This is a genomic window from Nitrosospira sp. TNL200, assembly GCF_055386305.1.
The window spans coordinates 475902-496596 of record NZ_AP041003.1; the positions used below are offsets into that span (position 1 = coordinate 475902).

The window sequence follows — 20695 nt, forward strand, 5'->3', positions numbered from 1 at the left end:
CGCCCAAAAACAGGAGCAGAGCAGGCATTTCTTGCCCGCGTCGATGTAAATGATGAATGAGTGCCGCCTGCTCGTGCCATCTTCGATCAAATGATGATTTGTTCAGCGCTTCCTTAGGCTAAACAGATATCAGATAAAGTCGCGACTACTACAATTGGCACGGCTCAAGCCTCATCTTATTGCCTGCGCTCTTAGCCAACTCCGTTAATGATTCTTCCAGATTGATACCCAGTTGGACTTCCTTGAGTTTCCGTTCTTCTGGAGAATATTTGTCGAGGGATTTACCGAAGATGTGCACCACCAGCTCCTCCTCTTTCCAAATGACTTTCTCACACTCTGTAATCTGCAATGCCTTTACCTTGATCCGGACGGGCCTGAAAGCCCAACCTGCAATATAAGCCCCACCCCACCAAAATGGCAGGTCAGTTAGCAGTTCGCTGGCCGCTGTTATCGCCATGATACCGGGATTAAATCCGGTTGATGCTCCTACGATTAATGTCTCGGTCAACATGGAAATAGCTAGGCCCATCGCCCAGTATTGCCATTGAACCTTGCCATAATCGAGAATACGACCGGATAGCACGACATCCGCACCTGCCTGGGCACCAAAGGCACGGAGCTGTGTGTTATCGAGTGGTCCATTACTGAACTTCATGTCAGCATGTATCTGACGTGTCTTATCCAGGGATATGACAACGAATTCGGGTTGTTGCGCAAGCCGCTCTATGAAAAGTTGCTGAGCCTTCTGCTCGACTTCTTCAATTAAGCGGGCCAGCAGTATCGGCTCCTCTTCCTCGGGCGGTGGCTTATCGAAAGACTTTAGGTTGGTAGGCGAGCTAAGAGGTGCTTTCATTGTGATCTGTGCCACTAGCAATTTTAGTGGTGCACCAGGGGGAGGGGTCTTATACCAGGGAAGAATAGAGCATCCACCTATAGAGATCAAAGCAAACGCGAACATCCCAAATAAAAAGCGATGCTTCATTCCGAGTAGGTTGTTTTGCCGTTACTTCAATGTTCTTACAGAGAGTATAGGGAGATGAACCAGACATAACGATGTCAGATTCCTGACGTTTTTGTAATGTTCGGCAGAAGTTATACGAGGACGAAAGTATAGAAAGGGTGCTTTGCTAAGCACGATGGAAAGTAGTCACCCCAATTTTTTTAGCTCGACCAGACGCAACGATCACACAATACGTGCCAGAAGGGGTGGCGGCCAAGAGAATAAAAACAATTATTGATGTTTTATGGACGAGTGCAGTCGCCACCTGTAATTTCTTACAGGTACTTTCCTTATCTCTTTTGATGTTTAATGAGAGCTGTTCTCCCAGCGACTGATTTATTTGTCCGACTCGTATCCTGAGCCGGAAATGCGTTGAATAAATACCTGGGTCATTTCCGCGAAGGCGGAAATCCAGTAGCTTGAAAAGCTCTGGATTCCGGCTCTCCGCTGGCGCGGCGTCCGGAATGACGGAGGTTTTTATGCAATGAATTGTCGATTCATCATAATTGCGCCCCGTCATCAAGGGCATTGACGAACTGTCAATGCCCTTGGTTTGGTTTTCCATTGGCTTCGCTCACTCTTGCACGTCAGGCCTTGTAGCGAACTCACCACGCAGGTGAACGTCGAGTATCGTGAAAATCTTTGTGGATCATGGTTCTAAACCAAGAGCGATCAACTACCGGATTTAGGTTTAAAGACCTGTTCAAGCGCTAAGCGCGCCCGCAAGAAATAAAACGCATTTCACGGTCAGCCCGCGGGGTCGCGATTCACGGCCAGCTTAATTGCCATATGTCCGTCGATTTCTTGAAACCCATTGTATATAAGCGTTTCACTGTGGTCGCTGCGAGTGGCTTTGTTTTGCTGCTCGCGCTCGGACTGGGAACAAATCTGTTTCTTCACCAAAATCTGCAGCAGAGAGTGGATGCCGCAGCAGCAGAGACATTGCTGCTGAACCGGACACGCGTTCTTATACGGGAAGCCCAGGTTGCCTTCATGGAGGCGGCAAACCAGCTTACCGATCTTTTGCTCGATCCCGCGGACAAGGATACATTCAACGAGAAAAAGCGGCAGGAGGAAAAGCTTCATGAGCATGCGATCGTAAACCTGGACGCGGCAATTGCAGGCACCACAAACAAAGAGTTGAATGCGATGCTGAGGCAATTGGTGGAGAATGATCGACAAGTAATCCTGCCCTTAAAAGATCAGGTCCTACACCTGGCAACACGGAATCTACGCGCGGCGCAAAAAACTTATTGGCAAAAATATCTGCCCGCTCAAGCCGAAAACATGGCAATCATTAAGGAAGCAGTCATTCTTTCATCTCGCGAAGTGAGCGACTTCAGCAAGCAAGCCGATGAAGCAACTGCGCAGGCGCAGACTATTTCCCGTCTCACGATTGTTCTGTTTGGCTGCCTTGGGCTTGGCGTAGCTGCTTATATCGGACAAGGGTTGACCAGATCCATTATTCAGACTGGAAAAGCAGCCCGGGAGAATAAAGACATGATGGATAATTCGCTGGATGTTATCTGCTCAATTGACGAATCCGGATGTTTTGTCCATGTAAGCCGCGCTTGTGAGGCCACCTGGGGCTACACTGCAGATGAGCTTGCCGGACGGCTCTATCTTGAGCTGGTGCATCCAGACGATGTCGACCGAAGTCGGCACTTCGCAGCGGAGGTCATGAGTGGATATTCCACGCGGGATTTCGGTAATCGCTACATTCACAAAGATGGTTCGGTTGTGCATCTCCTGTGGTCGGCCAGATGGGCAAAGGACCGGCGGCAGATATTTTGCGTAGCGCACGATGTATCGGAGACAAAACGGGCCAACGAAGCTCTTCGAGCCAGCGAAGAGCGAACGAGACAAATTGTAGCGACAGCGCATGACGCATTCGTTGGTATGGATGGTACCGGCAATATCATCGATTGGAATCGGCAGGCGCAAGCAACCTTTGGCTGGTCTTTCGAAGAAACCCGGGGACAGTCATTTGAAGAATTGATTATTGCTCCTTCCAGCCAGGCCTTGTATCTTGACACGGTTAACCGCCTCGGAACTGGCGGAGATATTCCCACTACAATACGCAGAATCGAACTAACGGCTCGTAACCGCGTCGGCCACGAGCTTCCGATCGAATTCAGCGTCTCGCTGATAAGTGGCGGAGAGACTCATGAGTTCGGCGCATTCCTGCGCGATATCACGGAGCGAAAACAACGGGAGAGGGAATTGCACCGGGCCAAGGAGGCTGCCGAGGCTGCCACCACCGCGAAAAGCTCGTTTCTGGCAAACATGAGCCATGAAATTCGTACACCCATGAACGGTGTCATCGGTCTTACCGATCTCATGCTTAAAACCCCGTTGTCCTCCCAGCAGCAGGAGTTCATGATCTTGATAAAATCCTCCGCAGATTCATTGCTACGGCTTTTGAATGACATTCTCGATTTTTCCAAGATGGAAGCAAACAAACTCGAGCTCGATGATATCGAGTTCGATTTGCAAGAGTTGATTGGAAACACGTTAAAAGCATTTTCCGCAACCGCCAATGAGAAGGGGATAGAGCTGGCTTATCGGGTTGCCCCGGAAGTGCCGCTTCTTTTGCAAGGCGATCCCGGCCGCCTTGCACAAATTATTGTTAATTTGACGGGCAACGCACTGAAGTTCACGAAACAAGGAGAGGTGGTATTACGGGTTATGCAGGAGTCTCTGGAAGAGGCGGGGATAAAATATGCCCTGCTTCGTTTCAATATCACCGACACCGGGATTGGAATGACCGCCGAGCAGCAAGTCTATATCTTCGATGCCTTTGCGCAGGGTGACAGTTCGACCACCCGAAAATATGGAGGGACCGGCCTGGGACTGACGATCGTATCCCAGCTTGTCAAGTTAATGCATGGATCGGTCGGGGTTGAAAGTGAGTTAGGAAAAGGAACGACGTTTTACTTCACGGCAAAGTTTGCGGTTCCGGATCGTCAGCCGGAAATCGTCCTCCATCAGGATCTGAAAAATGTACCGGTTCTGGTTGTCGAGGACAACAGCACAAACCGATTGATTCTTCATGAGATTCTTTCCAGCTGGTCCATGCGGCCGGTGCTTGCGACGAATAGCACGGAAGCGTTGGCGGAGTTATTGAACGCCGCAGCACTTGGGAAGCCATACCCGCTGGTATTGCTGGACACGCGGATGCCGCAATGCGACGGTTTTCAGTTGATTGAGCTTATCAGCCATATTCAGGTGTTGGCCGGAACCACGATCATGATGCTTTCTTCGAACGACGCTTACGATGAAATCAAACGTTATAAGGCAATAGGCATAGCGGGTTACCTGAGAAAACCTGTCAAGCCATCGGAACTGTTTAACGCGATCATGGTTGCCATGAGCAGGACAGATGATGGTGCCCATATCGTTTCAAGTGGATACGCGAGCAGGCTTCAGCCCTCGCGCACCCTGAACGTGTTGATAGCGGAGGACAATTTAATCAATCAGAAAGTGGTGGAAGAAATCTTGCGAAACCGAGGCCATTCCTTCGCTACTGCAGGCGATGGAATCGAAGCCATGAGGATGCTGGATGAGCAGCAGTTCGACGTCATCCTGATGGATGGACAAATGCCTCGCATGGATGGTTATCAGGCCACGGTCGAGATTCGTAAACGCGAGAAAAATGCGGGGGGAAAGCATGTCCGCATCATCGCGCTTACTGCCGCTGCGATGAAGGACGATCGGGAACGTTGCCTTGCCGCGGGAATGGACGACTATATTCCGAAACCCATCGACCCGGAGTTATTGCTGCGCCTTCTGGAATCGGAAGAAACGTCCGGTATTCAACCTGGGGGTGCAGACAGCTCGGAAGAAACATCGCTTGCAATCCAGGGATTCAATCCGGAAGCTGCTTTAAAAAAACGGGTTAACGGCAAACAGCCATTGCTGATCCGGCTCGTTCACGTTTTTTTGCAGGAAATTCCCCTTACGCTGGCTGATATCCGGGAAGCCGCCGGTACCGGTGACCTGAATCTGGTGGCCCATTCCGCCCATCGCCTTAAAGGTGCAGCCAGCACTATTAGCGCCCAGCCGGTGGCTGATGCCGCCGCAAAACTGGAGCAGATCGCTAAAACGGGCGAAATCGATGGTGTGTACGCCTGCTTTGACGGGCTCCGGGCACTTGCAGAGGGATTGACGGCCGAACTGGAAGCTTTCATCAATGGAGACTCAATTGAAAGTACTGATCGCGGATGACGACCCTGTATCCCTGCTATTTCTGCAGGAGACATTGAAAGACAGCGGATATGAAGTGGAGACGGTGACGGATGGAACCGCAGCTTTCAATAAGCTTAAACAGGCCACAGGGCCCCAGCTGGCGACCCTGGACTGGATGATGCCGGAAATGGATGGAGTAACGGTATGCAGACAGCTTCGCGATAGCGTGAGAGATCGATATATTTATCTGATCCTTCTTACTTCGCGGCAAGGACCGGAATCTGCCGTGGAGGCCATGGATGCCGGGGCGGACGACTTTATCAGCAAGCCTTACAGCATCGAAGAACTGCAGGCAAGGCTCCGGACGGGGCGGCGTATTAGTAACCTCGAGCAGGAATTGCGGGCAAAAGCCACGCGGGATGCGCTTACCGGTTTATATAACAGAGGTACGATAATTGATATCCTGCAAAATGAAATGGCCCGCAAGGAACGGGGAAATTATTGCATTTCCCTTATTTTTGCCGATATAGACAATTTCAAGAAGATAAATGACAGCTTCGGGCACCTGGTAGGGGATGCAGTCCTGCGGGACGTGGCCGAGCGTATAACCCATGCGGTGAGACCCTATGATGGCTGCGGACGGTTTGGTGGAGAAGAGTTGATGATTGTTCTGCCGGAATGCGACTGCGGCGGGGCGACCGTCGTAGCGGAACGAATAAGGGCCGTGATAGCCGACGGCCTGATACAAACGGAATCAGGTGAACTGCAGGCAACCATTAGCGTTGGAGTTGCAACCGCAGCTCCAGGATCCGGCCTGAATTTTACCGATCTCATCCAGTCTGCGGACAAGGCAATGTACCAGGCCAAGAGCAGTGGACGCAATTGCGTCAGAATCTCATGTTGAGCTCTGCCCGCCACTTTTACGGGTTGCAGTCAGTTTTTTCAAAACCCTATAAAGTCAGATAGAGCTCAGATAGAACATCTGCTCGCATTGTGTCAAAGTCCAGGTTGGATTGCTGTCTCCAGATGGAGACAGTATATTTTCTTTATTTTTCAAGTTATTAGCGGAAGAGTTCGAGTTTGTGCCTCAATTCGGTAACTGGATGCCCTTTTAAATTTATAGCTATCCTTATGAAATTAAAAGATAAATAATTTTGGCATGATTATTGCTGGATAGATAAGCAAAAGGATACTGCCTGAGGTTGATACGAAGTCCGGTAGCCTTAACCCTATCGTTATTCCAGAGGAAACTTCCATGTCTATATTGCATAGCCCCAAACAGAATCAGATTCTTGCGGCCCTGCCTATACAGGAGTACACCAATCTGCTTCCTTTCCTAGAATTGGTCGAATTACCGCTGGGTCATGTCATTTATGAACCCAATTCCCGTATCAGCCACCTGTATTTCCCCACCACCTGCATTATTGCGCGAATGTACGAATTGGAGTCCGGGATATCCCGGCAGGTGTCGATGATCGGTAATGAAGGGGTAACCGGGATGTTTTTGCTTCTAGGCTGCGACCGTACTCCTGCCACTGTGCTGGTACAAAGCCCTGGCTACAGCTACCGTATCAAGTCGAACATTCTTAAAAAGGAGTTTGAATCCGGCGGAGCCTTGCAGCAATTGCTGCTGCGTTTCAGCCAGGCGCTGCTTCTGCAGACAGAGCAGTGCGCAGTCGAACATCGCCAAACCATTGAACAGCAATTATGCCGTTTCCTGTTGATGAGCCTGGACCGGTTATCCGGGGGTTCTTTGCCGATGACGCATGAAATGGTTGCCAGCATGCTTGGCGTGCGCCGCGAAAGCGTGACTCAGGCCGCGCAGACACTTCAGGCGGCGGGGGCGATTCAGTACCGGCGCGGCCATATCACGGTGGTGAACCGCAAGTTGCTGGAAGACCGCGTAAGCGATGGTTATGAAGTGCTTAAAAGGGAATATACCCGGTTGTTGCCAAAGGCGCCTGCAAGCCAGATCCCCAATTTTCGCGGGACGAGCGGGACGATGATGCCATCAAGGGCTGGCTCAGGCAGGAATAGAACCATAATCACGCAATTTACCTGAGCCAGGATGCCTGCAACGCGTCTTCATCATTTGATTTTTGTTATTCCGGCATAGGCTCGCTGTTGCCCGGAGAGTTTTCTCAGACGCCGCTGCAACCGGCGTCTGCCCCGGACAGGGCTTTAGCCCGCATATTTCACCAAGAGCCAAATGAGGCCGTGAAGCGCCCGTTGGGATGTGCATTTTGGTCATAGCGATGTCCACGCGCCGCGCTCAAGGCGATTTGTCTGGCCTGCGGCGATAGCTCCCCCTTTCCCCCATGGTTTTTCAACATGCCGGGGCAGCACTCGGAACGGGTTATGGCGGCGCCAGCGCTTGGGCGGCGATAAGAAAGACGTGGCGTAGCGGGTGGTGGGAGGCGAGTAGCAGGCGCACGCGGCGCGTGTTGCGTACGATGACGGCCCCGATCTTGAGCAGCTTCACGCGGATCGTCGCCGCGCAGGCGCGCTCCAGTTCGGTGCCGGCCAGGGACAGCGCGCGCAAGCGCTCCATCAACGTATAGGCCAGGGCCGCGAACAACAGCCGCAACTGGTTGGCGGCAAACCGGTGGCAGGAGGCACGCGTGCCGAACAAGTCGAGCTGGGCTTCCTTGATGCGGTTTTCGGCTTCGCCGCGCACGCAGTAGAATTCGTCATAGAGCCGTGCCGCATCCCAGCCGAGGTTGGTGACGACAAAGCGCGGATTATTGCCTTGGGCGCCGTATTCAAGGCGCGTGATGATGCGCCGCTCGCGGTTCCAACTGTCGGCCGCGTAGCGCAGCTCGCCGACCGAGCGCTGCTTGACCTGGGTCTGTTCCCAGGCGCGATGCAGCGCTGCCTCCTGGCCGGCCATCAGTTTTTCGAGGCGCCTGTTGCGCGCCACGCCGATCGTGTAACCGACGTTGTGGCGTTCGCACCAGCGCAGCAGGCGCTGGCGGCAAAAGCCGGAGTCGGCACGCACGACGATGCGTACCTCGGGCCAGCTCTGGCGCAGCCGCGTCACCAGCAGTTTGATCACGGCTGCCGCGTGCCTGGCGCCATCGATCCTGCTGTTGCGCAGATAGCAGGCCAGCATCGACTGGCCGCAGAACACATACAGGGGAAGGTAGCAGTAGTGGTCGTAGTAACCGTGGAACTGGCTGCGCTCCTGATCGCCGTGCAGGGGAATGTCGGAAGCATCGATGTCGAGCACCAGCTCCTGCGGGGCTGTTTTATGACTGGCCACGAACTGGTCGACCAGCACCCCGTGCAGCGCCCAGGCCTGCGCTCGCGTGGCGCGGTTCTCCAAACGGCACAGGGTCGGTGCCGACGCTAGCGGTGCGGTCGTGCCGATCGCCGTTTGCATGGCCAGGTCGTGGCGTAGCATGGCGTGGTCGCTCAAGTCTTCCCAGCCTTGGCACTGCGCGTACACCCGTTGCGCCACCAGAGCGCGCAGGTCGTGCTTGATGCGCGCCGGGTAGCGGCCGTCCGACAAGATCCTGGCCACCGCCATGGTCAACCCGATCTTGCGGTCGACCTGCCGCAGCAGAAGAACCCCACCCTCAGTGCTGATATCCCCACCATCGAAATTGGCGATGATTTCGCGCCGCCCGAGGCGCCCCAAACGTATTTCATTACTGGTACACTTTGGCATCGGCTCAGTGCTCGCTATTTCTTGTGTGGAAACTTGATTTTAAGCGGGAATTACACTGAGCCGATTTCTTTTTGGTGAAATATCCGGGTTAGCCATCCGACAGATCATCCACACGGGTTTTTACCTGCAGGAGCAGGAAAACCGGCAATTTCTCCACTCATCTGCCCGGATTCCCTGCCATCAACGTACCTGTTTCCATTATCAGTCGCCATCCGGCTTCTGATCCTGCCACCTTTAAATTTCCTTCCTTTATCTGGAAGCGGACCCTGTAAATTCGCCAGTTCCTGATGGTGCGACAATTTGTCGCATCCCTGCTTTGGAGGAAATAGATTATCCTCGCGCTCGAAGAACTGAATTCCCCTGATTTGCCTAGAAGTGTTTTTTCCCCATAATAAAAAGAGGGAGGTGCGTGGAAATGGATGCCAGATTAAATTTGGTTTTCCTTGCGTTTGGAAGTCTGCTCTTCATATCGCCCGTCTATGCAGCAGGCCAGGCGGACCCGCCTGCAAAAAAAGAAACTGAATCTGCGCCGCTGATCAAGAAACCGGCAGGCGTTCCCCCCGTGCCCGAACTCCCGGCAGCGAGCGATACCGCTCTCATTCCTGCCGGAACCTCCATCATGAAGCTGGCTGCTCACGAACCCGTGATCCAGATGCCGGAAATGACGATAGGCGGAAAAGTGAAACCGATCAGCAAGCAGACCGATAAGGAAAGATACCGGTTACCCCAGACTACCGAAAGCATTACCCGGGAAAGGATGGACAATGCCATCAACCTCATGGTTACCGAGGATGCCATCAAATACATGCCGTCCATCCAGGTGCGCAGCCGTTATATCGGGGATACCAATGCGCCGGTTGGCATGCGCACCTCAGGCACTTCCGCCAGCGCACGCAACCTGATTTATGCAGACGGTATTTTGCTGTCGTCCTTGCTGGGCAATAACAACACAAACACCGGTTCGCCGCGCTGGAATACCGTGTCGCCGGGGGAAATCGAACGGATCGATATCATGTACGGCCCCTTTTCGGCCGCCTATGCCGGCAATTCCATTGGGGGAGTGATCAATATCACCACAAAAATGCCGGAAAAATTCGAGGCGGGCGCGGATGCGCAAGCCTCCTGGCAGACTTTCAATCTTTATGGCACAAAGGATACCTACCAGAGCCAGAGGTATTCGGGATACCTCGGCCATCGCTATAACGATCTGTCGTTCCGTTTTGATTATAACCATCTCGATTCCCACAGCCAGCCTATCACCTTTGCGACTGCGCTTGTTTCGAGTGGTGCATTGGGGGCCAGTGGGGGTACAAATGTAACCGGCGCTTTCGCCGGAGCAAACCCTACCAATGCCGCTATCCAGACGCTCGGTGCAGGGAATATCAACCATACCATCCAAGATAACTTCAAGTGGAAGGCGGCCTACGATATTACTTCGACCATAAAGCTCGCGTATACCCTCGGGATGTGGCAAAACAATGCGCATGCGAACGTGCAAAGTTATTTGAGAGATGCTGCGGGAAATGTAGTACAAAAAGGTCTTGTCAATATTGACGGCCGGCAATACAACTTGTCACCCGGGAGCGGTCCAGTTTTCGCGGGGAGCCAGACCGACCAGACAACCTGGTCCCATGGCATCAATCTCCGTTCCAATACCGGCGGACAATTCGATTGGGAACTGGTGGGCAGCCTGATCGATTTGGGGAAGGACACGGTTCGCGCGCCCACGGTTGACCCTACCCTTGCATTCGCGGGCAATCAGCCCGGCAGGATCACCAGCTTGACAGGTTCCGGCTGGCATACGGTCGATGCCAAAGGCATCTGGAGGCCGCGCGTCGATCTGCTGGGCTACCATGAGATCAGTTTCGGCTTCCACCATGACCTTTATACATTGAAGAATCCGGTATTCAATACAAACAATTGGCAAAGTGGCCGTGGTCAGAGCATCTTTTCAAATTCATTGGGAAAAACCCAGACCGAAGGCTACTGGATACAGGACGCCTGGGATTTTCACCACAACTGGAACTTTACGTTCGGCGGGCGCCTGGAAAACTGGCATGCCTATGACGGCTTTAATGCGACAACGGTAAATATCCCGGCTACTGGAAACATCCCTGCTCACACTGAACTTAGAACAGTCAATCAGGCTGACAAAAGTGCGCTCAACTTCTCGCCTAAAGGAAAGTTGACCTGGAGTCCCATAGAAGGATTGAAAATCGGCGCCGCCATCGGGAGGGCATACCGGTACGCAACCGCGTCGGAGTTATTTCAAACGACAACAGTGGGAGTAGGTTCCAATGCGATATCTTTTAATGGAAATCCTAGTCTCAGGCCGGAAGAGGCGCTTTCCTCTGAACTTTCGGGTGAATATGCTATGGAAAAGGGAAGAGTGCGCCTGAGCTTCTTTCAGGAAAGCATAAAAAACGCCATTTTTTCCCAAACAGGATTGTTCACCGCCGGTGGTAACACTTCACAAGCGACTTTCATATCGAATGTAGACAAAATCGATACCTACGGCATCGAAATTTCCGGAGAGAAGAGTGATGCCGTCATAAAGGGTCTGGATGTTCTCGGAAACCTTACTTGGGTGGACTCCAGAATCACGGATAATCGTGACGCGGACTCGGTATTGGCGGCAATCGGAGCCACGGCAGCCAATCCCAACGCGGGGGTTCCCACGACCGGAAAACATCAACCGAGGCTTCCTACGTGGCGCGCCAATGCGGTGGTGACGTATCGCGCTAACGATAAATTGAGCGCTTCAGTAAATGTTCGCTACAGCAGCGGCCAGTTCGGCCAGTTGAATAATACGGATACCAACGGTTTCGCCTACACCGGGTTGACCAGTTATCTTGTCGCCGATGTGATCGCAAAGTACCGTATCACGAAGCAATTGACCGCTATTGCCGGAATCAATAACGTGAACAATGAAAAATACTGGATTTTTCATCCGTTTCCGCAGCGGACTTATTTCGCTCAGATGCGATTCAACTATTAAAAGTGCCCCGATGAGCACTCTCGATTTCTAAAAATCCTTGTTCAAGCGGACTGAACTTCACAATGCAACGTCGAAGTTCGGTCCAGGTTCCGGATAGTGCAAGCTCGCTTCGTTGAGGCGGTTTTACGGCGAGGGCGCGCCAATAAGGCCATCATGCCCAGTCCCGCGAGCATTAACGCGAATACGTTGGGTTCCGGGACTGCCGAGACTTGAGCACCTGTGACGATTGACGCATAGGCGCCGGTAAGAAATATCTGATAAGCGCCGCCCCCCGGCGTCTGAACAAACCCGCCCGCGTATCCCGTGACCGGTAATGCGCCTCCGGCACCAGTCGGGCCACTCAAGGCACGATGGTTGGGCCCTGCGATAGTAAAGATTTGACCATCGTTGCTAACCGGCGCGGAACAGCATTGCGTGATTGCCAGATAATAATCGCCGGGGGTAATGGGCGTGAGTGAAGTGTAGGCACGAAGCATCGATGGAGCAAAGTCGCCAGACGCATCATCATTTGCGTACACGCCCTTTCCATTTGCATCGAAGAGAAATAGTTCGGTATCGAAACTTGCCCCGTCCACGGTAGTGGCTGAGAACGTTCCGCCGCCATCGATATGTATCAGGTACATATCTTGACCGTCCCCGTCAGCGGGGCTCAATTTTCCGTCGATCTCCGTGAGAAATCCGGAGCCAGCCGTTATCTGGGCGGTAGCTGGAAGGCTTCCTGCATCCGAAATTTCCGTAAACGTTGCTGCATGAGATGGTCTTCCCATCAAGAGAAGAGACAGCAGGCAAAAGCCGCACAGGCTGGCGCGGCCAACCGTTGATATATACCGTTTTACCGAAAGAGTTTTCCCCATTCTGGCCACCTGGGCCGCGCTATCCAAAACGGAATCGGTGGCGGAAGGCGTCAAAGCTGCGGGCACGAACTGCAAGACCGATAGGGGTGAAAAATCATGAGAGGGACGTTTACCGGTTCCCTTAATCTCAGGTTGGGATACTGCGGTCGGATTTTGTGTCATTATTTTCTCCTGTGGCTTGCGTCATTTGATTGCTTCCGTATTGCAACGATCTTCCATCGCATATGAAAGCAGAATTCGTGCCACTCATTAAAATACAGGAGAATCAGATGACTAGCCCGCATATTTCACCAAGGGCCAAATGAGGCCGTGAAGCGCCCGTTGGGATGTGCATTTTGGTCATAGCGATGTCCACGCGCCGCGCTCAAGGCGATTTGTCTGGCCTGCGGCGATAGCTCCCCCTTTCCCCCATGGTTTTTCAACATGCCGGGGCAGCACTCGGAACGGGTTATGGCGGCGCCAGCGCTTGGGCGGCGATAAGAAAGACGTGGCGTAGCGGGTGGTGGAGGTGAGTAGCAGGCGCACGCGGCGCGTGTTGCGTACGATGACGGCCCCGATCTTGAGCAGCTTCACGCGGATCGTCGCCGCGCAGGCGCGCTCCAGTTCGGTGCCGGCCAGGGACAGCGCGCGCAAGCGCTCCATCAACGTATAGGCCAGGGCCGCGAACAACAGCCGCAACTGGTTGGCGGCAAACCGGTGGCAGGAGGCACGCGTGCCGAACAAGTCGAGCTGGGCTTCCTTGATGCGGTTTTCGGCTTCGCCGCGCACGCAGTAGAATTCGTCATAGAGCCGTGCCGCATCCCAGCCGAGGTTGGTGACGACAAAGCGCGGATTATTGCCTTGGGCGCCGTATTCAAGGCGCGTGATGATGCGCCGCTCGCGGTTCCAACTGTCGGCCGCGTAGCGCAGCTCGCCGACCGAGCGCTGCTTGACCTGGGTCTGTTCCCAGGCGCGATGCAGCGCTGCCTCCTGGCCGGCCATCAGTTTTTCGAGGCGCCTGTTGCGCGCCACGCCGATCGTGTAACCGACGTTGTGGCGTTCGCACCAGCGCAGCAGGCGCTGGCGGCAAAAGCCGGAGTCGGCACGCACGACGATGCGTACCTCGGGCCAGCTCTGGCGCAGCCGCGTCACCAGCAGTTTGATCACGGCTGCCGCGTGCCTGGCGCCATCGATCCTGCTGTTGCGCAGATAGCAGGCCAGCATCGACTGGCCGCAGAACACATACAGGGGAAGGTAGCAGTAGTGGTCGTAGTAACCGTGGAACTGGCTGCGCTCCTGATCGCCGTGCAGGGGAATGTCGGAAGCATCGATGTCGAGCACCAGCTCCTGCGGGGCTGTTTTATGACTGGCCACGAACTGGTCGACCAGCACCCCGTGCAGCGCCCAGGCCTGCGCTCGCGTGGCGCGGTTCTCCAAACGGCACAGGGTCGGTGCCGACGCTAGCGGTGCGGTCGTGCCGATCGCCGTTTGCATGGCCAGGTCGTGGCGTAGCATGGCGTGGTCGCTCAAGTCTTCCCAGCCTTGGCACTGCGCGTACACCCGTTGCGCCACCAGAGCGCGCAGGTCGTGCTTGATGCGCGCCGGGTAGCGGCCGTCCGACAAGATCCTGGCCACCGCCATGGTCAACCCGATCTTGCGGTCGACCTGCCGCAGCAGAAGAACCCCACCCTCAGTGCTGATATCCCCACCATCGAAATTGGCGATGATTTCGCGCCGCCCGAGGCGCCCCAAACGTATTTCATTACTGGTACACTTTGGCATCGGCTCAGTGCTCGCTATTTCTTGTGTGGAAACTTGATTTTAAGCGGGAATTACACTGAGCCGATTTCTTTTTGGTGAAATATCCGGGCTAGATTACTATGGAAGCGTCAGGGGTCGTTGGATGAGAAAAAGATGTAATAGAGGTCGACAGCCAAGAGTCTCATTTTTCTGGCAAACTTCACTCCTGGCTGGGCTTTTGCCTTGCAGATCCGATTAACTGTGCACTTAGCTGGAAGCTGGAATTCAACATATAAGCTGATTGCCTCCATTTTCCTCAGAGTCCCGTCCATGGGACAACAAGCGCATAGCACGTGCATGGTCTTGTGTATAAGAGCCTACATGCTAATCGTCATTCCGTACCCGGTGCGAGTCCGCGTTCCACAGGATGGCTACGCCGAGGACTGCTGACGCTATAGAGCCGGCGAACACCGCGATTTTCGCTGCGGCAAAATCGGTTTCGACAGGAAATGCCTGGCTGGCAATGAACAGCGACATGGTGAAGCCGATGCCGGCCAATGCACCAACCCCGGCCAACTGCCGCCACGAATATCCATCAGGCTTGGTGGCGATTCCAAGCCGCACCGCAATCGCCGATGCCGATACCAGGCCCAAGGGCTTGCCGATCATCAATCCGGCGATAATCGCAAGCATAAGCGGTTCATGGCCGGCGAGCGCATCCGTGGTAATTGCGACTCCTGCATTTGCCAGAGCGAAGAGCGGCAGCACGACGTAGCTCGAGCGGCCTCCCGCGTTTCGCAGCAGACGATCGGCCGGCGACTCGAGGCGATCGTGGATGGCATCGAGCGCTCGCATTGCCGGGAGAGAGGGGCCATGCCGCAAGACTTCCCCGCTGCGCCGGGCTTCGGAGGCCAGGATTACATCCGCCTGAACCATCAAAGCCTTCAGATTCGGAGGCGGTCTCGTCGGAATGAATAGCGCCAGGATCACGCCGGCCATGGTGGCATGAAGTCCGCTTGCGAGCACGCAGGCCCAGAGCAGGACGCCCAGAAGGATGTAAGGCGTGACACTGTAAATATGGGAGCGGTTGAGGGTGGCCAGCACGGCAACGATGGCCGTGGCGCCAGCGAGATAGCCGAAGTTCATCGTGCCGGAGTAGAAGATCGCCACGACGACAATCGCGCCGATGTCGTCGACGATAGCTGCGGCCGTCAGGAACACGCGCAGCTCGGCCGGCACGCGGTTTCCCATCATCACGATCAGCGCCACGGCAAACGCCGTGTCGGTCGCCATTGGCACGCCCCATCCATGTGACCAGGCTCCCGCAGGAATCAGCAGCGAATAGAGTATTGCCGGCACCACCATGCCGCCGATTGCCGCGGCAACCGGCAGGGCTCTTGATCGCGCACTGGCAAGGTGGCCAACGGTAAATTCGCGCTTGATTTCCAGCCCCACGACCAGAAAGAAGATCGTGAGCAGCCCGTCGTTGACCCAATGGAGCAAGGACATGCTGAACCCGGTGCCACCCAGCGAAATGCTCAGGTATTGCTCCCAGAGCATCACGAAGCTGGCGCCGACACTGGAGTTTGTCAGACCCACGGCCAGGAGTGTGGCCAGCAGGAGCAGGACCCCTGCGGAAGGCGCCCAGCCGGCAAAATCGAGCGCTACTTCCCGCAGCCTGTGTCCCGGGGCGCCGAGCATCGCATCGGTAAAAGAACTTTCGTCCCAAGGGTCATCATAGCGACGGTTGTTGATAAAGAACGTCGGCGTGACCAGGGCGTGGCTGGCTTTGGCGCTCTTTACGTCGGCCTGGACGCGCGCTCTGGCGCGCTCGTCGGCCTCTCTGGCCTTGCCGGCATCTGGCAGGGGCACCCCGAGATCGCGGCCAACCGCGATCAAATCCTCTTCTGTCAACGTCCCGGAACGCGTCATCAACGTGATGTGGGCATCCCAGAAGCTTTTGGCGTCTTTCGCATGCTCCACCAGCTCGGCCGCTCTCAGAGCAATATCGCTGCCGGTCAGCGGGTAGTGCCGGAATACATAGCGAAGGCGATCGCCCAGCCGGTCGCGAACCTGAGCGATCCGCTCGTTCGCCGCGCGGCAGTATGGACAGGCGTAGCTGCCGTACTCTACCAGGGTGATTTGAGCGTTCGCCGGACCAAGCGTATGGTCGTAGCCGCTATCGACCGGACGATCGAGCTTGTTGCCAGATTTCAGTTGCGACACCAAATGACTCCATCTTCATTATGCATCCAAATCCTGGTTGATGCACGCTAATCGGTCAGCCGGGCATGGCCGTTACCCGGCAGCGCCGCGGGATCGTCCACCGGTACTGCCGGATATGTTCTGGCTTGGCTTTTTTTGCAACAGAGCCCTGTTCCCTATTGCAAACAAGCCGGGTCAAGGTTGCCGTACGGTATTTTCTGTACTGGGCAGAGTTTCCAGCCAGGCTTGGATGCCGGCTTTAGCCTGCTCGCTCAATGCGACGAAGCCCGCGACCGCTCCCGCCGCATCCGGTGAAACAGTGTTTTGCGACAGATCAAATGAACGGCTGGCAATCAGCCGATAGTCTCTCGCCGCGAAGGCGCTAACCATCAGGCTCATGACAACGCGTGCCTGATTCGACGTTTCAAATTGTTGTTCGAACTGCGTCAGCTTTATCTGCATGGCGAACGGCTGTTTGCCGTGCAGAGTCAGGCGACGTTCCAATAATGTTGGGAGCGGCGCTTCCCAGCGATCCAGATTGTAATAGCGGATGACGGTTGGGTCTTTGTAAAGCAAGCGGTAGCGTATTCGCTCGTCCCATAGCCAGACCGGCGCATCGAGTGTCACTGCGATGTGTTGCGCCGCGGATATGGCCATCGGGCCCAGATCGTGCCTTACCGGCGAGCCGCGGTTGGGACCGATGCTGCAAGCGGAAACCATTGCCATCAATGCCATCGTCATCAAGCCAGGCGATCGTCTCATTGCGCTGCCTTGAAACCCGGTTCGCCGGGTCCGCGCGGCAGGGGTTCGGCCCCCAGTAAAAAGGCCTGCGGGTCGGTTTCAAGCATGGTCACCACCCGATCGAAACGATGTATGGTCACCTGCATCTGCTGCATGAGAGCGTTGGCTCTCGGCATGGTTGTTTGCAATAGCTGCTGGCCTACGGAAGTGCCGGTTTGCATCAGTTCACCTGATTGCTGGGAAAGCGCTGTCAGTTCCTGCCGCATTTGCCGGCTCAATTGCTTGAATTCATCAGTCAGCTCTTTTACGTCGGATAGCGTGCGGCGCGCATCTGCCGTGAGCGCTGGCACCTGGGTCAGGGCTCTGTCGGCGCTGTTCTGCAATGTGGTGAACCTACCCGTAGCGGATTCGATATTGATCAAGATCTGTTTCATCTGATGGATATTGTTTTTATCCAGGAGCTGGTTCAGCCTGAGTACGAGTTCACGGGTTTCTTTGACCGTATCTTCACCAGTATCCGATAACCGGTCGATAAGCGAGGGCCTGATCGGAATGTGGGTATCGGGATCGTCGCCGCTCGGCAGCGTTTCAGGATCATCGCCGCTATCCTTGAGGGCTATTCGCGTCAAGCCGGTCACGCCCTGGAGCTCCAATGTCGCAAAAACGCCGCGAGTGAATCGCACTGCGCTATCCACTTCCATCGGCACGACGATCAAGCCGGGATCATCTGTGTCGAAATGCACGGCGCTGACCTTCCCGACGTCGATGCCGCGGTAAAAAACGGTGGAGCCAGCCTTGAGCCCGGTTACCGAATCGCGGGTTGCGGCCACATAGGTGTGCGTTTGACGCTGGTCGTTACTGAGCCAGTTAATAATGGCGACAATGGCAATGACCAGTGTTGTCGTGAACAATCCGGTCATTAAAGCAAAGCTGTCTTTACCCATGGCCTGCCTCCAATGAGCTGAATATCAGTTGCGCGCGGTTGCCATGAAAAAATTCCTGAACAAAAGGATGATCGCAGGCGAGCACCTTGTCCAGCGTGTCGAGCACGACCAGCCGGTGTTCCGCCAGCACCGCTATTTTCATGCATAAATCCCGCAAAATATGCAAATCGTGCGTGATCATGATCACTGTGAAATCAAGCTCTTTATGCAGTTGCTGCAGCAGGGCGACGAAAGCCTCGCTAGATATGGGATCGAGTCCTGAAGTCGGCTCATCCAATAATAACAATTGCGGTTCCAGAATCAGGGCTCGGGCCAGGGCCGCGCGTTTGACCATGCCGCCAGACAATTCGGACGGCTTGAGCATGGCGTCCCGGGCTTTCAGTCCCACCATCGCCAGCTTCATGAATACCATTTGCGAGACCAGTTCCTCGTCGTGGATATCCAGCTCCCGCAGCGGAAACGCGATATTGTCGAAAATATTCAAAGCGCTGAACAACGCCCCGTTCTGAAATAATACGCCAATATCATTGCGCCGCTGCCTGCATTCGATGGCGCAGGCTTCCTGGACCGGCTCGCCCAATACCTTCAAGCTGCCGTGCCTGGGCGTTTCCAGGCCAATTATCTCGCGCAGCAAAGTGGTCTTGCCGCTGCCGGATGCACCCACCAGCCCGAGTATTTCGCCATTTTCCAGACAGAAACTAATGTCCCGATGAATCAATTGTTCGCCGAAATAAGTCCAGATGTGCTCAAGCTCCACGACACAGGATTTTTTCACGGAAACCCCACATTTTTGAACAGAATGGAAAACATGGCATCCATCAAAATCACCACGGTGATTGTCGCTACGACGGAATGCGTGGTTTCATTTCCCAGGCTCTCGGTGTTGGGCTTGATCAAAAAGCCGTAATAGCAGGCAATCATGGCGATCATCATGCCAAACGTCACTCCCTTGCCCAGACCGATATAAAAATTAACGATGGGCACCGCCTTGGGCAGCTGATCGAGAAATTGCCGATAACCGATATCCAGCGTCAGTTGCGCCGAGACCATGCCGCCTATCAAGGCCACCGCATCGGTCCAGACGATCAGCAACGGCAAGGCTATGGACAACGCGATCACTTTTGGCAAAACCAGCCGCAATGAATGAGATATGCCCAGCGCTGCCAAGGCGTCGAGTTCCTGGGTAACGCGCATGATGCCGATTTCGGCAGTCATGGCCGAACCGGAGCGGCCAGCGACCAGGATAGCTGTAAGCATCGGCCCCAGCTCCCGTATGATGCTGAGCCCGAGCAGATCAATGATGTAAATTTCCGCGCCGAACCGTTGCAGTTGCAGTGAAGACAGATAACTTAACGAGATGCCGACCAGGAAACCGACCAGCGCCGTGACGCCCAGGGCGCTGACACCGGCCTTATAAATCGTTAACGAGATTTCCTTATAGGGCGTGGCGCGGGGATGCCGAAACAGGTAAGTGGAATCAACGATCAACCTGCCGAACAACGTCAACCAGGCGCGCAGGTGTTGATAAAATCTCTGAAGCGGCGCCTGCCCATGGCGTAACATCTCGGCAAATCTGGAAAGCATGGGCCGAGGCGGTGGAATGTTGCGGTAATGGCAATATTCGAACAAACGCCGGTGTTCAGGCCGCATGATCAGATCCACCGGCAGTTTTTCACCCCAGGCCTGCCAGAGCAGAAAAGCAGCCGCACTGTCCAGCCGCTCGATTCGGCTGATATCCCATTGTTTTTCCCTATCAGCAGCGAGTTTCTTGATGGACTGACGAAGTGCCGGATCTGCCACCAGCGTGCGCAGGCTCCATGGCCCAGCCAGCACGATCAGCTTGCCACCGGATTCCTTTGGGAGCATCACCGCGGGCTTTTCAGCGTGGATTATCGCCTCATCGATCATTAAGAATGCCTTCCCTTTCCCTTTGATTACGGCAAGGTTGCTTAGGGTCTCTTCTTCGATGCAGATCGAAGTATCGACCGGTTATCTCTGGATGGATGGTCCCGCCGTACCTTCATACGCAGTTTCATGGGCGAAGCCCGGTCTTTTTTCTATTTGTAGGGCAGATACAAAAAATTACAAGATTAGAAGGCATGATGAAAATGGAGCAACAAGTCGCGATTTTGGATTGTTGATAGTTATCAACAATCCAATGCGTATGCGTTTATCTGATGTCTCCACGGGGATTTAGGGAAGCGCTGAACAAATCTCCGCTGGCGCGACGGCGGCTTTGCGGGATGGGATGCGCGAAAGGCGACGACGCGAATGGTTGATCCCCTTCGCTAGGAGCCTGACAAGGCAGACCACCCGCAAAACCCCGCCCCATAAGAGTTGCGGTAAAATCGGGCTCTCATGGCGTTGCGCTCCTTG

The 20695-nt window shown here is 54.6% G+C and carries 13 protein-coding genes and 1 pseudogene; 4 read left to right on the plus strand and 10 right to left on the minus strand.

Annotation, left to right across the window (positions count from 1 at the left end; all coding sequences use genetic code 11):
* Positions 1–148 precede the first annotated feature (148 nt).
* Both ACZ5CE_RS02210 and ACZ5CE_RS02215 read right to left on the minus strand, forming a co-directional pair.
* Positions 149–853: a hypothetical protein gene (locus tag ACZ5CE_RS02210; protein ID WP_464576132.1), complete on the minus strand. Its 705-nt coding sequence runs from the start codon at positions 851–853 to the stop codon at positions 149–151.
* Positions 854–1127: 274 nt separating this feature from the next.
* Positions 1128–1565: a hypothetical protein gene (locus ACZ5CE_RS02215; protein ID WP_464576133.1), complete on the minus strand. Its 438-nt coding sequence runs from the start codon at positions 1563–1565 to the stop codon at positions 1128–1130.
* A 239-nt stretch (positions 1566–1804) separates the two neighbouring features.
* Here ACZ5CE_RS02215 and ACZ5CE_RS02220 point away from each other — a divergent pair, with 239 nt between their 5' ends.
* The 3 genes from ACZ5CE_RS02220 (at position 1805) to ACZ5CE_RS02230 (ending at position 7250) form a co-directional block, all read left to right on the plus strand.
* Positions 1805–5227 (plus strand): response regulator, encoded by a 3423-nt coding sequence (locus ACZ5CE_RS02220; protein ID WP_464576134.1) that lies wholly within the window; start codon positions 1805–1807, stop codon positions 5225–5227.
* Complete coding sequence (locus ACZ5CE_RS02225; protein WP_464576135.1) at positions 5205–6092, plus strand: GGDEF domain-containing response regulator; 888 nt, start codon at positions 5205–5207, stop codon at positions 6090–6092. The genes ACZ5CE_RS02220 and ACZ5CE_RS02225 overlap by 23 nt, the downstream gene beginning before the upstream one ends.
* 351 nt (positions 6093–6443) lie before the next feature.
* Positions 6444–7250 (plus strand): Crp/Fnr family transcriptional regulator, encoded by an 807-nt coding sequence (locus ACZ5CE_RS02230; protein ID WP_464576136.1) that lies wholly within the window; start codon positions 6444–6446, stop codon positions 7248–7250.
* A gap of 294 nt (positions 7251–7544) precedes the next feature.
* On the opposite strand, the gene ACZ5CE_RS02235 is transcribed toward ACZ5CE_RS02230, so the two are convergent.
* Positions 7545–8858 carry an IS1380 family transposase gene (locus ACZ5CE_RS02235; RefSeq protein ID WP_464574401.1) on the minus strand — a complete coding sequence of 438 codons (1314 nt, stop codon included), beginning with the start codon at positions 8856–8858 and terminating at the stop codon, positions 7545–7547.
* A 415-nt stretch (positions 8859–9273) separates the two neighbouring features.
* Between ACZ5CE_RS02235 and ACZ5CE_RS02240 the strand changes: the two genes are divergently transcribed.
* Entirely contained in the window at positions 9274–11856 is a 2583-nt protein-coding gene (locus ACZ5CE_RS02240; protein ID WP_464576137.1) for a TonB-dependent receptor, read from the plus strand.
* Between the two features lie 41 nt (positions 11857–11897).
* Here ACZ5CE_RS02240 and ACZ5CE_RS02245 read toward each other — a convergent pair whose 3' ends face one another.
* The 7 genes and pseudogenes from ACZ5CE_RS02245 to ACZ5CE_RS02275 all read right to left on the minus strand — a co-directional run bounded on the left by ACZ5CE_RS02245 (position 11898) and on the right by ACZ5CE_RS02275 (position 20227).
* Positions 11898–12872, minus strand: coding sequence for a DVUA0089 family protein (locus ACZ5CE_RS02245; protein WP_464576138.1), 975 nt, complete (start codon positions 12870–12872; stop codon positions 11898–11900).
* Between the two features lie 286 nt (positions 12873–13158).
* A pseudogene (locus ACZ5CE_RS02250) lies at positions 13159–14471 on the minus strand (IS1380 family transposase).
* A 342-nt stretch (positions 14472–14813) separates the two neighbouring features.
* The gene (nhaA, locus tag ACZ5CE_RS02255; protein ID WP_464576139.1) at positions 14814–16655 is read right to left on the minus strand and encodes a Na+/H+ antiporter NhaA; all 1842 of its coding nucleotides are present in this window, start codon (positions 16653–16655) and stop codon (positions 14814–14816) included.
* 174 nt (positions 16656–16829) lie between these two features.
* Positions 16830–17396, minus strand: coding sequence for a hypothetical protein (locus tag ACZ5CE_RS02260; protein WP_464576140.1), 567 nt, complete (start codon positions 17394–17396; stop codon positions 16830–16832).
* Positions 17393–18319, minus strand: a complete 927-nt coding sequence (locus ACZ5CE_RS02265) for an MlaD family protein (protein WP_464576141.1) — start codon at positions 18317–18319, stop codon at positions 17393–17395. The genes ACZ5CE_RS02260 and ACZ5CE_RS02265 overlap by 4 nt, the downstream gene beginning before the upstream one ends.
* Positions 18312–19094, minus strand: coding sequence for an ABC transporter ATP-binding protein (locus ACZ5CE_RS02270; RefSeq protein WP_464576142.1), 783 nt, complete (start codon positions 19092–19094; stop codon positions 18312–18314). Before ACZ5CE_RS02270 ends, ACZ5CE_RS02265 begins: the two co-directional genes overlap by 8 nt.
* Complete coding sequence (locus ACZ5CE_RS02275) at positions 19091–20227, minus strand: ABC transporter permease (RefSeq protein ID WP_464576143.1); 1137 nt, start codon at positions 20225–20227, stop codon at positions 19091–19093. The genes ACZ5CE_RS02270 and ACZ5CE_RS02275 overlap by 4 nt, the downstream gene beginning before the upstream one ends.
* Between the last annotated feature and the right edge of the window lie 468 nt (positions 20228–20695).